The organism is Streptomyces sp. NPDC001514 (assembly GCF_053597075.1).
The window spans coordinates 84,221-96,989 of sequence record NZ_JBSFHO010000034.1 but is presented as its reverse complement, the minus strand read 5'-3'; the positions used below and the strand labels follow the sequence as shown (position 1 = coordinate 96,989).

10 protein-coding genes and 2 pseudogenes are annotated in these 12,769 nt (G+C 71.3%); 7 read left to right on the top strand and 5 right to left on the bottom strand.

The window, feature by feature from the left end:
- Positions 1–1,064, top strand: a 1,064-nt coding sequence (locus ACWCXB_RS29370; protein ID WP_450726772.1) for an ABC transporter ATP-binding protein, incomplete at its 5' end; no start/stop codon positions are given.
- Positions 1,065–1,110: 46 nt separating this feature from the next.
- Here ACWCXB_RS29370 and ACWCXB_RS29365 read toward each other — a convergent pair.
- The 3 genes from ACWCXB_RS29365 to ACWCXB_RS29355 all read right to left on the bottom strand — a co-directional run bounded on the left by ACWCXB_RS29365 (position 1,111) and on the right by ACWCXB_RS29355 (position 5,796).
- Positions 1,111–1,644, bottom strand: coding sequence for a cysteine hydrolase family protein (locus ACWCXB_RS29365; RefSeq protein WP_450726771.1), 534 nt, complete (start codon positions 1,642–1,644; stop codon positions 1,111–1,113).
- Between the two features lie 88 nt (positions 1,645–1,732).
- Complete coding sequence (locus tag ACWCXB_RS29360) at positions 1,733–2,500, bottom strand: NPP1 family protein (protein ID WP_450726770.1); 768 nt, start codon at positions 2,498–2,500, stop codon at positions 1,733–1,735.
- A gap of 212 nt (positions 2,501–2,712) precedes the next feature.
- Positions 2,713–5,796, bottom strand: coding sequence for a glycoside hydrolase family 3 protein (locus ACWCXB_RS29355; protein ID WP_450726769.1), 3,084 nt, complete (start codon positions 5,794–5,796; stop codon positions 2,713–2,715).
- Positions 5,797–6,088: 292 nt separating this feature from the next.
- Between ACWCXB_RS29355 and ACWCXB_RS29350 the strand changes: the two are divergent.
- Positions 6,089–6,583 (top strand): annotated as a pseudogene (locus ACWCXB_RS29350) (ATP-binding cassette domain-containing protein); the annotation flags it as partial.
- Here ACWCXB_RS29350 and ACWCXB_RS29345 read toward each other — a convergent pair.
- A pseudogene (locus ACWCXB_RS29345) lies at positions 6,581–6,777 on the bottom strand (GTP-binding protein); the annotation flags it as partial. The pseudogenes ACWCXB_RS29350 and ACWCXB_RS29345 overlap by 3 nt on opposite strands.
- A gap of 5 nt (positions 6,778–6,782) precedes the next feature.
- A complete protein-coding gene (rpmF, locus tag ACWCXB_RS29340; protein ID WP_450726768.1) occupies positions 6,783–6,953 on the bottom strand; it encodes a 50S ribosomal protein L32 in 171 nt (56 codons plus the stop codon).
- 240 nt (positions 6,954–7,193) lie between these two features.
- Here rpmF and ACWCXB_RS29335 point away from each other — a divergent pair, with 240 nt between their 5' ends.
- Genes ACWCXB_RS29335 through ACWCXB_RS29315 form a run of 5 tightly spaced genes read left to right on the top strand, consistent with a single transcriptional unit; the run spans position 7,194 to position 12,760 of the window.
- The gene (locus tag ACWCXB_RS29335) at positions 7,194–8,450 is read left to right on the top strand and encodes an ATP-grasp domain-containing protein (RefSeq protein ID WP_450726767.1); all 1,257 of its coding nucleotides are present in this window, start codon (positions 7,194–7,196) and stop codon (positions 8,448–8,450) included.
- Positions 8,447–9,295 carry a Rossmann-like domain-containing protein gene (locus tag ACWCXB_RS29330; RefSeq protein WP_450726766.1) on the top strand — a complete coding sequence of 283 codons (849 nt, stop codon included), beginning with the start codon at positions 8,447–8,449 and terminating at the stop codon, positions 9,293–9,295. The genes ACWCXB_RS29335 and ACWCXB_RS29330 overlap by 4 nt, the downstream gene beginning before the upstream one ends.
- On the top strand, positions 9,292–10,452 hold the full coding sequence (locus tag ACWCXB_RS29325) for a PLP-dependent cysteine synthase family protein (RefSeq protein ID WP_450726765.1): 1,161 nt from the start codon (positions 9,292–9,294) through the stop codon (positions 10,450–10,452). The genes ACWCXB_RS29330 and ACWCXB_RS29325 overlap by 4 nt, the downstream gene beginning before the upstream one ends.
- Complete coding sequence (locus ACWCXB_RS29320) at positions 10,449–11,504, top strand: mandelate racemase/muconate lactonizing enzyme family protein (RefSeq protein ID WP_450726764.1); 1,056 nt, start codon at positions 10,449–10,451, stop codon at positions 11,502–11,504. The genes ACWCXB_RS29325 and ACWCXB_RS29320 overlap by 4 nt, the downstream gene beginning before the upstream one ends.
- On the top strand, positions 11,501–12,760 hold the full coding sequence (locus ACWCXB_RS29315; RefSeq protein ID WP_450726763.1) for an MFS transporter: 1,260 nt from the start codon (positions 11,501–11,503) through the stop codon (positions 12,758–12,760). Before ACWCXB_RS29320 ends, ACWCXB_RS29315 begins: the two co-directional genes overlap by 4 nt.
- Positions 12,761–12,769: the final 9 nt, after the last annotated feature.

The following is a 12,769-nucleotide window of genomic DNA, read 5'->3' as shown; positions in this document are numbered from 1 at the left end:
CCGCCGAGTCCTGGCGGTCCAGCGTGCGCGCGGCCAAATGGGCGGCGTTGGCCGGGAACACGGCGGGCCTGGCCTCGCAGATCGCGTTCCTCACGGTCCTCGCCGTCGGCGGCTCACGGGTGGCTTCCGGGGCGATCGACGTGGGCACGCTGATCGCCTTCCTGATGTACGTCTTCTATCTGATGCCGCCGATCCAGCAACTCGTCGGTGCCCTCACCGAATACCAGGTCGGCGCCGCGGCGGTGGGCCGCATCCAGGAGGCCCAACGGCTGCCGACCGAACCGGTGAGCGCCCCTGCGGCACTGCCGGCGTCCGGGGCCGAGCCTGCTCGACTGGCCTTCCGGGACGTGCACTTCCGTTACGCACCGGATCTGCCCCCGGTGCACCACGGGGTGAGTTTCACCGTTCCGCCCCGCGGAATGACCGCCTTCGTCGGCCCGTCGGGGGCGGGCAAGACCACGGTCTTCTCCCTCATCGAGCGGTTCTACGAGCCGACGTCCGGCACGATCCTCCTCGACGACCGGGACCTGATGTCCTGGAGGATCCCGCACCTGCGGGCCGCGATCGGTTACGTCGAGCAGGACGCGCCCGTGCTGTCGGGGTCGCTCCGCGACAACCTGCTGCTCGGCGCGCCGGATGCCGCCGACGACGATCTGCGGGAGGTCCTGCGTACCACCCGTCTCGACGGCCTCGTCGCCCGGCTGCCCAAGGGCCTCGACACCCTGGTCGGCCACCGCGGCACGAAACTCTCCGGGGGCGAGCGCCAGCGTGTCGCCATCGCCCGCGCCCTGCTGCGCCGTCCGCGACTGCTCCTCCTCGACGAAGCCACGTCGCAGCTCGACGCCGTCAACGAGGCCGCCCTGCGGGACACCGTCGCCGAGGTCGCCCGCACCACGACGGTGCTCGTGGTCGCGCACCGGCTGTCCACGGTGACGCTGGCCGACCGGATCGTCGTCATGGACGGCGGCACGGTCCAGGCCATCGGCACGCACTCCGAGCTGGTCGGCTCGGATCCGCTGTACGCCGAACTCGCCACGACCCAGTTCCTGGCCGCCGCCGACTGAGCGGACCCGAGAGCGTCGCGCCGCACAGCACGCCGCTGCGGATCGGTCAGCTGCCGGTGACCGGTTCGGGCAGGAGCTCCTCGACGCGACCGATCCGCACGCCGAGCGCGGCGAGCTGCTCCAGTGCCGCACGGTGCTCGTCCTGGCTGCGGCTCGCGGTCGCATCGGCGGCGACAGCCACCTGGTAGCCGAGCGCCTTCGCCGTCGCGGCGGTCGCGGCGACCCCGTGCGCGGTGGAAAGGCCGGCCAGGACCAGCTTGGTGACGCCGGTTCCGCGCAGGTGGTCGTCGAGGCCGGTGCCCTCGAAGGCGTCCAGCCCGTTCTTGGTCACCAGATGGTCCCCTGCGCGGGGTTCGAGGCCGGGGACCAGCCGGTTGGGAGCGGCGCCGACACCACCGTCGGCGCCGTCGGCCCGTACGTACCGGACGAGGATCACGTCGGAGGAGCCGGCGTTCGCGTAGTGATCGCGCAATTTCCTGCAGGCGCCGGCCACGATGTCTCCCGCGACCGGCTCCCACGGCATGTCGACGATCCACTGCTGCAGATCGATCAGGACAAGTGCCGTGCGTGCGCTGGTCATTCTTCCCCCGTGGCCGATGATCGGCGGTCCCACGGCACGTTATCAGGAGGGGAAGGCACAGCCCGGTGCGCCGACCCGGCCCTTCTCGTCAGGCGTTGGGGTCGAAGGGAATGCCGGCCGGCTTGGCCTCCGCGAGGTGGGAGTTGAAGTTGCCGTCCTTGAGGCCGAAGTGGGCACTGCCGAAGTCGGTCTGGCTCAGCTTGTCGCGGAGACCCGCGGGGTAACCGTTCCAGCCGACCAGCGTGGGGAACTGCCAAGCGTGGAGGTGGTTCTCCGGCGGCTCGTCGTTGGAGTTCGCGGGGCGGAAGCAGTGGGTGCTCAAGCCGTCCTTGTGGTACACGATCTTGGGGTGCGTCCCGTCCCACCGGATCTGGGCACGGCCGTAGATGTTGAAATCGCCGTGCGCGGACGTGGAGACGTACTGGGCCTGGTTGTTCTGCACCCACACCACGACGTGCTCCCAGTCGTGGCGGTGTCCACCGAGGCTGATGCCGGGCACGGCCTGGTCCTTCTCGAAATAGAGGCCGTAGATGATCGCGCACCAGCCGTTGTTGCACTTGTAGCGTGCGTATCCGTTGGTGTTGCCGAGGTCCCATGAGTCGCGGCACTGGCCGTTGAGGGCCCCGGTCGGGTTGAGACCGGGGTTGATGGTCCCGTCGGGGCCGATGGCGGGAGTGGAATAGCAGCCGTCCGTGTCGTAGTCGTAGGCCGGTTGGAACGTCTGCTCCAGACCGTCGGCGTTGGCGGGCAAGCCCGGCGGAGGGGCGGCGAAAGCGCTGCCCGGAAAGGCGATGACCAGCGCGACGGCGCTGCCGACGACAAGCGAGGCCTTGCGTATGCGCGAGCTTCTCTTCACTGCGTCCTCCTGATCGACCGCGGCGTGGGACACACGGTCCGTCCGGCTGGCATGCCCACCTCAACCTCTAGACCCTCGTGTACGCACCGTGCGCGGGCAAGTGTCAGAGCGATGAAAGGTCGGCCAATACACGGGAGTTGCTGAGCGCGGCCACGACGAAGGGCCCGACTCCGGCGAGTCGGGCCCTTCGCCCCGGGCCTCCTGAGGCGGCGTCAGCCAGCTGCCGCGGCCGCCCGGTAGGCCGCGGTGAGCCTGGCCACCGCACCCGTCAGGTCGCCCGTCAGCAGCAAGTGGTCGGCCTCCGCGAACGGCTTGGCCACCGCGGGGGTGATGTTCTGGCCGATCCGGTGCTGGGCGATCTCGCGCGCCTTGGTCGCGATGACGCGGCCCGCATCCGACCCTGCGCCCCCGCCCGCCCTCTCGACGAGCTCGGCGGCGGCCGCCAGGGCCTTGAGGGTGCGCTCACCGCCGGCCGGGGCCGGGGCGAGCGTCGTGAGTCCCCAGCCGTACGGGAACTGCGGGTCGTACGCCGTGTCCCCGACGTTGATCGGGAGCTGGGCCTGGGACCTGGGCCAGGTGACCGGGAGTTGGCCGGTGAAGGCGCGCTTTCCGTACAGCACGTCCGCCACACCGTCGCCCTCGGTGCCCGGCAGCCAGGAGGCGACCAGGGCGTCGATGGTGCCGAGGCGGTCGCCGATGAGCTGCGGGCGGCCGGAGACCACGAGGACGACGCACTTCATGGCTGCGCACACCTTGTCGACGGCGGCCTTGTCGGCGGCCGACAGTTCCAGGTCGTGGCCGTTGCCGACATCGCCGATGCCCTCCGCGTACGGGGTTTCGCCGACCACGACGACGCCCACGTCATGGCCGTCGAGGGGTGCCGAGGCGTCCTTCGAGAACGTGACGGTGTCGGGCGCGGCCTTCTTCATCGCGGCCAGGATCGTCGTGCCGTCGGTGGTCGTCCCCGAAGAGCCCTGCCAGGTGATCGTCCAGCCGCCGGCCTGGTTGCCCAGGTCGTCGGCGTTGGACCCGGCCACGTACACCTTCTGTGAGGGCCTCAGCGGAAGCACGCCGCCGGCGTTCTTCAGCAGTACCTGGGACTTGGCCGCCGCCTCCCTGGCCACCGCCCGGTGCTCCGCCGAGCCGATCTTCGCCATTCCCGATGTGTCGGCGTAGGGCGTCTCGAAGAGACCGAGCGCGAACTTCTGCTCCAGGATGCGGGACACCGCGTCGTTCACCCGGGACTCCGGGATACGGCCCGCCTCGACCTCCGCGACGAGCGTGCGGTGGAAGTCCTGGTACGCCGTCGGCACCATGATCATGTCGAGGCCGGCGTTGACCGACGTGCGCACATCGCTCGCGTAGTCGCCCGGGATCTGGTCGATGGCCTGCCAGTCGCTGATGACGAAGCCCTTGAAGCCCATCCGGTCCTTCAGGACACCGTTGATCAGCTCGGCGTTGGCGTGCATCTTCACCGGGCCCGCGTCGTCGCCGACGATGTCGACGGAGGAGTACGAGGGCATGACGGTGCCCACCCCGCGCTTGACCGCATCGGCGAACGGGGCGAGATGGACGGCCTCCAGCTCCGCGCGCGTGACCTTGGTTATGCCCTGGTCGATCGTGTACGAGCCGGTGGTGGACGAGCCGAACTCGGTGCCACCGTCCCCGGCGTAGTGCTTGGCCGTGGCCAGGACCTTGTCGTTCCGCTTCAGGTCCTTGCCGTTCGCGGCGCCCTGCATTCCGCGGATGACGGTCTCCATGGCGGTGACCAGCGCCGGGTCCTCGCCGTAGGCCTCGTACGACCGGCCCCAACGCTCGTCGCGGGTCACGCACAGGCAGGGCGCGAAGTCCCAGGGGATGCCGGTGGCGCGCACTTCCGCGGCCGTGACGGCGCCCGTCCGCTCGGCGAGGCGGGGGTCGCGGCCTGCTCCGATGCCGATGTTGTGGGGCATGATCGTGGCGCCGACAACGTTGTTGTGGCCGTGGACGGCGTCCACCCCGTAGATCAGCGGGATCTGGAAGCGGGTGGCCTGCGCGCGCAGCTGGTACGCGTCGATCATCTTCGCCCAGGCCTCGGGGGCGTTGGGCGTCGGAACCGAACCGCCGCCGGAGAGCAGCGAGCCGAGGTCGTAGGCCGCGATGTCGCCCTGTGCCTTGAGCGCGTTGCGCTCGGCCTGGGTCATCTGACCGGCCTTCTCGGCCAGGGTCATACGGGAGAGGAGGTCGGCGACCCGCTTCTTCACGGGGAGCCGCGCGTTCAGGTACGGCAGACCGTGCGCGTCGATCACGACCTGCGGGTTCTCGGCGGGTGCCTTGGCCCCGGAGACCGTCAGCTTCAGCGGGACCGTCTCCGCGGCCTCGGCCGAGCCGTCCTTCAGGGTGGGGACGGTGACGGTGCGGGAGGTCCCGGAGGGCGTACCCGCGGGGAAGGTGACCGTACCGGTCACCGCTCGGTAGTCCTCGCCTGCGGTCGCGGTGCCACCGTCGGTGGCGTACTCGACGGTCACCGGCTCCTCGAGGGGAGCGGAGCCCGTGGTCGCGACTCCGATCCGGACATCGGCCGAGCCGCCCTCCTGTACCGGGTGAACGGCGGCGTCGGTGACGACCTTGGCCGTGAGCACCGGGTCGGCCTTGCCGTACAGCTCCACACCGTCGACGGCGAACTCGCCCTGCTGCCCGACCGGGAGGGTGAGGGCGTAGCCCCAGATCTCGTTCAGGCCGAGCACCTGGTCGATGCCGCCGACGGGCTGGTAGTCGGTGCGGTACTCGAACTGGGAGAAGGGGATCTCCACGAGGTGCCAGCCCTCCCAGTCGTCGGTGAAGGACGTGGTCCAGAGCTCGGACGCCTCACCGTTGGCACCCCCGTCCTTGAGCTCGAAGTTGATGCGCTTGCCGGAGCCGGGCGGCAGGGGCGCGGTGTTCTGGCCGTACCACCAGAAGCGGATGCCCTTGTGGGCGGTCCAGTCGTGGGCGGGCTTGTCGAAGGCGAAGTCGTGGGTGAATCCGCCCCAGCCGCTGATGTTGTACGAGCCCTTGAGGACCTTGGCGCCCTCGGGGGCGTCGGAACGCTCCTCGAAGGCCAGTTGCGGACGGTCGTCGGCGTCGCTGCCCCAGGTGAAGATGCCGTCGGCGGGCGGATCGGCGAAGGGCACCTCGCCCTCGAAGCGGTCGACCGGGACGGGGGGCGGCTCGTCCGCCGCGGCCGTGGCCGCGGCGGCGAGCGGGAGCAGTCCGGTGAGGACACATGCGGACACGAGCATGGCGGTTCTCCTGAACCGGGGTCTTGCCTGGTGCATGAGGCTTCCTCCGAGGACGACGCCGGCTTGGCTACACGGGGCGTGAGTCAACTGGCCTGGACCAGTGACGTCAAGACTTCACACCAAACCCGCGAGTAGACCAACTCCCGGGGGGCTGTGCGCAGTTGTCCGTTCAGCACTTGAACACACGGCCTGTCCAGCGGGTCCGTCCGTCGAAAGACCGACAAGCCGGGAACCACTCGCCGAGCTGTTCCGACTCATGAAGCGCAGCGCGCCGGAGCTGCCGGAAGACCGGCCGCACCGCGCTGACCCGAGCACGGAAAGGCGGGACATGGGCGGGCTGGACGTACACATGCGGCAGGTCGCCTGCCGTCACGGCCGGGTGGCGGCCGTCGCCGGGGTCGATCTGCGGATCGCCGCCGGCGAGCGTGTGGCGCTGACCGGTACGAACGGTTCCGGCAAGTCCACACTGCTGCGGGCGGTCCTCGGCCTGCACCGGCAGGTGTCAGGCTCCGTCGAGGTCGGGGGGCGCGGCACCCGCTCGGCGGCCGACTGGGCCTGGCGGCGCCGGGTCTGCGCCTGGATACCGCAGAAGCCGGCCGCCGGACGCTTCCCGCTGCTCGGCGGTGAGCTGCCGGTCAGCAGCACGGCACCACGCGAAGCGACGGAGGCGGCGGAGCGGCTGGGGCGTGCGCTCGCTGACCGGGCGTCCCCTGCACACCCTCTCCGGCGGTCAGCTGCAGCGGATGTACCTGGCGCGGGCGATCGGCAGCGTCGCCGCGGAGCCGGCCTGCTGCTCACGGACGAGCCGACCGCCACGCGCGACCAGCCGTTCCTCGGTCCGCGACAGGGCGGCCTCGCCGCCGCGCACGAGCGCGGCGTCGATGTTGATCTCGCTCATGTCGTTGACGTGACCGCGACGCGCAGGCCCTCGCGGTTGCTCAGGACATGGTTGAGCAGAGTGGTCTTGCCCGCCCCGAGGGAGCCGGACAGGACCGTGACGGGCAGTCGGTCGCTCATGCCCGTCAGCCTTCAGGGCGCAGCAGACCGCGCTCGTAGGCCTTGGCCAGCCGCTGCGGCACCAGATGGGAGGTGCCGTCGACGGTGACCGGCACCAGCTGCGGCGTGGTGGCCTTCCACTGGGCGCGGCGGTGACGGGTGTTGCTGCGGGACATCTTCCGCTTGGGTACGGCCATGGTTCCTCGGTCCTCTCTGGGCGGTGCAACGACGAGGCTATATGAAAATGGATCCCATTTCCAATACGCCCCCGGCGCACCTCGGGAGGCACGGGCCTCGCGCACGGAGAAGCGATGCACCGTCAGATGACAATGAAAACGATTGTCGATAACGTGTGGTGCGCGTCGAGGCGGACAGCCCACCGGGCGAGTGCCGACGACGTGTCAGGAATCCAACGCGCGCCGTGAGAAGGGGAAGCCGTGGCCCGTCTGCTGATGGTCGAGAGCTGGGTCGGATCGATGAGCAGACTGCTCCCACGTGCGATCCGCGAGGGCGGGCACGAGTTCACCTTCCTCACCCGAGATCTGCACCACTACCTGCGTTCCGCTCCTGAGGGCACCGCGCACCCGCTGCTCTCGGCGCACAACGTGCTCACCAGCGACACCAACGACGTCGAGGCACTGCTGCCCTTCGTCGAGCGCGTTCACAGCGCCCTGGGCTTCGACGGGGTGATCACCTCCTGCGACTACTACCTCCCGACGGCCGCGCGGATCGCCGGCCGTCTGGGGCTGCCGGGGCCCGATTCCCTGTCGGTCGAGAACGCCTGCCGCAAGGACGCGACCCGCCGTGTCCTGGCCGACGCAGGAGTACCGGGGCCGCGCTTCGCCGTCTGCGGGGACCGGGCCGAGGCCGTCGAAGCGGCGCGGGAGATCGGCTATCCGCTCGTGCTCAAGCCCCTGGACCTGTGCGCCGGGATGTTCGTACGACGCGTCGACGACGAGTCGGAACTGGTCCGCGCCTACCGGGCGGCGGCGAACTTCCCCGTCAATGCGCGGGGGCAGCGCCGTGCCCCTGGCGTCCTGCTCGAAGAACTTCTCCCAGGGCCGGAAGTCAGCGTCGAAACCGTGTCGTTCGCCGGGACGGCGCACGTGGTCGGGGTGACCGACAAGAGCGTCGGCGGGGCACCGGCCTTCATCGAGACCGGCCATATGTTCCCCGCAGTGCTCGCGGCCGCGGACGCCGAGGCGGCCGCGGACACGGCACTTCGGGCACTGAAGGCCCTCGGCCTGGACGGGGTCGTGGCCCACACCGAGATCAAACTGACCGCCGACGGACCACGTGTGGTGGAGGTCAACCCCCGCCCCGCCGGCAATCGCATCACCGAACTCGTCCGGCACGTCACGGGGATCGACCTCGCCGCTGCCTGCGTCGACGTGGCCCTCGGCCGCAAACCCGACCTGCGCCGACGGGCCACCGGTCTGCGCAGCGCGGCCATCGGGTTCCTGGTGCCGGACACCGGAGGAGTACTCGAGTCCATAGGCGGTGCCGACGAGGTACGCAGGGCGGCAGGTCTGCTGGAGCTCCAGCTTTCCGAGCCCGGCACGGTGGTCAGGGCCGCAGGCAGCAACAACGAGTACCTGGGCCATGTCATGGCCGGTGACGCCGAGGGCCTCGGGGCCCGCGGCCGGGTCGAAGGCCTGCTCTCGGCGCTCTGTCCGCGGGTGGTGCGCCGATGACCGCCCTCACCGGTACGGACACCACGGCGTCCTCGTACGACGAACTCGTCGACCGCGTGCGCGGCGGCCTCCTCGGCCCGGATCCGAAGACCCAGCGGATCGCCGTGGCGTTCACCACGCGCCAGGCCGTACGCCATGACGGACGCAGCGGCGGCTACCGGAACGAGGTGCTGAGCCTGCGTCTGGCCGAAGCCGTGGGCTCGTGCGCGGTCGAGCCCGGCGGGCTGCCCGACGGTGCCGTCGACGACTGCGTCGGAGCGGACGTCGCCCGGCTGCTGGAGCACGAACTGCTGCCGGTACGGGTGGCCGCGCTGGACGCCTACCTGATGCATGTCCTCCCCCATGGGCCGGCGAGCGGCGCAGTACCCCGTCCGCTGCCCGCCGGCAGTTCGCTGGAGAAGTCCCGGGCGAGGGCAAGGGCCGTCGTGGATCTGCTCGATGCCGCCCCGGGCTGCACGGTGCTCGTCGTGGGCGTCGTGAACTCCCTGCTGGAGGCGCTGCGCGCCCGTGGTCTGGCGTACGTACCGTGCGACCTCAAAGGCGGCATGACGGAGTGGGGCGAGCCGGTACGGACCGACGCGCCGACGGAACTGGACGGCTGCGACGCCGTCCTCGCCTCCGGCATGACACTCGGCAACGGAAGCTTCGAGCCGCTGCGGCGGCACGCGTTGCGGCACGGCAAGCCGCTGGTGATGTTCGCCCAGACCGGCAGCGCGGTGCTGCCCCGTCTCATCGGGGCCGGGGTCAGCGCGGTGAGCGCCGAGCCGTACCCCTTCTTCTGGCTCGACGGCGGTCCGGGGACCGTCCACTGCTACGGCGGCCATGAGCGCGGGGCCGCCCTGTGACCACGGCCGTTCTCAGCCCCGCGGGCAACCGGGAACTTCTCGCCCTGCTCGGCCGGACCCCGCTCGCCCGGATCACCGTCGATCTGCCCTGCCCGCAGCCCGGCTTCTGGGGCAAGCTCGAAGGGCTCGGCGTCGGCGGCATGAAGGCGCGTGCCGCCGTGTCGATGCTCCTCGGAGCCAGGGAACGCGGTGAACTGCGGCCCGGGGCCCCCGTGGTGGAGTCCACGTCCGGCACACTCGGCATCGGGCTGGCCTTCGCCGGTCAGGCCCTGGGGCATCCGATCGTGCTCGTCGGTGACGCCGAACTGGAGCCCCCGATGCGGCAGCTGCTGCGCGCGTACGGCGCCCGGCTGGAGCTGGTCGACCGCCCGGCGGCCGAGGGCGGATGGCAGGCCGCCCGGCTGACCCGGTTGCGCGAACTGCTGGCATCGCTGCCGGACGCCTATTGGCCCGATCAGTACAACAACCCCGACAACGTCGCCGGTTACGCGTCACTCGCCGCCGAACTGGCCGTACAGCTCGACCATCTCGACGTGCTGGTGTGCAGCGTCGGCACGGGCGGCCACAGCGCCGGTGTCGTCGGCCCCCTGCGGCGGCACTGGCCCGGTCTGCGGCTGATCGGCGTCGACGCCACCGGCTCGACCATCTTCGGCCAGCCCGCGAGGCCCCGGCTGATGCGCGGCCTGGGCAGCAGCATCCATCCGCGCAACGTCGCCTACGAGGCGTTCGACGAGGTCCACTGGGTCGGCCCGGCCGAGGCCGTCGACGCCTGCCGCAGGCTGGCCCGGGGCAACTTCGTCAGCGGTGGCTGGAGCACCGGAGCGGTCGCTCTCGTCGCGGCCTGGGCCGCCCGGATCCACTCGGGAGCCGTCGTCGCAGCGGTCTTCCCCGACGGACCGCACCGCTATCTCGGCAGCGTCTACGACGACGACTTCGTCGCCACCCATGGCCTCGAACCGGCCACCGCCGCCACCCGGCCGGTCGAGATTCCGCACCCGAGGGCCGTGGAGGCCTCCGGCTGGGCCCGGTGCCGGGCGGTGGCCGACCCCTTGCGGCAGCACACCCCGGCCACAGAGGCAGGGGACCACGCGGGCCCCGCCGACGATCAGACCGCCCGGCGGAACGACCAGCAGCACGACCAGGAAGAGGTCCGGTGAAGATCAGCCGGCGCACCGTACGGCTCGAACTCTCCGAGCCCCTGCGCATATCCCGCTCGACGATGACGGCCCGCGACGCCGTCTGGCTGTCCATCGAGCACCAGGGCCGGCGCGGCCACGGCGAAGTCGTCGCAAGCGTGTACTACGGCCTCGACGCCACAACCATCGCGCGGCTGCTGGACGAGGCGGCCCTGGACCTGGCCAGGTTCGGCGATCCGGAGACCGCCCTTGACGCCCTGCGCACCGGCGCGTTGCCGGCGAACGGCACTCCCCCCGCCGTGACCGCGGCGATCGAGTCGGCCCTGTTCGACCTGGCCGGCAAGCGCGCGGATCTCCCGGTCCACCGGCTCCTCGGCACATCCGCCGCGCCCTCCGCGGCGACCGCCCGCACGATCGGCATCACCTCGCCGGGGCAGGCCGGGGCCCACGCCGGCCGGCTGGTACGCGACGGCTTCACGATGCTCAAGATCAAGGGCGGCTCCCCCGACCCCGAGGACGACCTGGCACGCGTACGGGCCGTGCGTGCCGCGGCCCCCCACGCACGGCTGCTCCTCGACCCCAACGGGGCCTGGACCGTCGCCACGACGGAGCGGCTGCTGCCCCGCCTCGCGGAGCTGGGAATCGAGGCCGTCGAGCAGCCCCTCGCACCCGGTGACCCCGAGGCGCTGGCGAAACTCGCCGAACGCTCGCCGCTGCCGGTCATCGCCGACGAGGACGCGGTGGGCGAGGAGGACGCCCGCCGCCTCGCCGGCCGTGTGCAGGGCATCAACGTCAAGCTCGCCAAGTGCGGCGGCGTCACCGCGGCCCTGCGGATCGCCGAACTGATCGCCGGCACCGGCACCGAGCTGATGCTCGGCTGTCTGACCGCCAGCACGCTCGGCATCGCACCCGCCGTGCATCTGGCCGACCGCGCCCGGTGGACCGACCTCGACGGGCATCTGCTGCTCGCCCACGACCCCTGGACCGGCATCGGTGGCACCGACGGCACGGTACGGACGAGCGCGCGCCCTGGTCTCGGCGTGCGCCCGCGCACCGAGGAGGACCGCGCGTGAAGACGTGGCACGAGATACGCGGCTTCCCCCTCGCGATACGGCTCCTCCTGGTCAACCAGCTCGGCGTCAACACCGGCTTCTACCTGCTCGTCCCCTATCTCGCCGTACATCTGGGCAAGGACCTGGGGCTGTCGGCCGCTGTCGTCGGCATCGTGCTCGGCGTGCGCAACCTCAGCCAGCAGGGCCTGTTCCTCATCGGCGGAACGGCGTCGGACCGGCTGGGAGCGCGCGGCGTCATCATCGCCGGATGCGCGCTGCGCACCGTCGGCTTCGGGCTCTTCGCACTCGGCGACGGGCTGACGGTCCTGCTGGCCGCCTCCGTGCTCAGCGGACTGGCCGGGGCGTTGTTCAATCCGGCCGTGCGGGCGTATCTCGCCCTGGAGGCGGGAGAGCGCAAGGCCGAGGCATTCGCCCTGTTCAACGTCTTCGCGACCACCGGCGCGCTGGTGGGGCCGCTGCTCGGCAGCGCCCTGCTGCTCGTCGACTTCCGTGCTGCCGCACTCACCGCGTCCGGGCTCTTCGCGGTGCTCACGATCGCCCAGGCCATGGTGCTTCCGACCCGCGCGGTCGCACCTTCCGCGAACAGTGTCCTCGCGGACTGGCGAGAGGTGGTGGGCAACCGCCGCTTCGTGGGGTTCGCCCTGGCCATGGTCGGCATGTTCACCATGGAGAACCAGCTGTATCTGCTGCTGCCCGAGGGCGCGCGCCGGGCCACCGGCTGGGACGGCGCGGCGGGCATCGTCTTCCTCGTCGGCACCCTCACGAACCTCTGGCTGCAGCTGCGCATCACGCAGGCGCTGAAGAAGCGGGGCAGCCGGGCGCGGTGGATCGGCGCCGGTCTCGCTCTGATGGGGCTGGCCTTCGTCCCGCCGATGGTGGTGGCCGATGCCGTGGCGGCGGACGCCGGCCTCGCCGGCGTGGTCGTCCGCTCGCTCCCCGTTCTGACCGGTGCGCTGCTGCTCCACCTGGGCGTCATGATCGCCCAGCCGTTCGTGATGGAGCTGATCCCCCGCTTCGGCCGCCCGGAGCTCACCGGCACCTACTTCGGGCTGTTCTACGTGGTCTCGGGCATCGCGGCGGCTGTGGGCAACGCGATCGTCGGCTGGGCCATGGACACCGGTGAACACACCCGGGCTTCCTGGCTGCCCTGGGCGTGCTGCCTGGTCTTCGGGCTCGCCTCGGCCGCGGGCGTGGCGTGGCTGCACCGCCTCCGGGTCCTTCCCGCCCCCGTGGCGCCCGTACCCGTACGGGCGTGAGGAGACAGT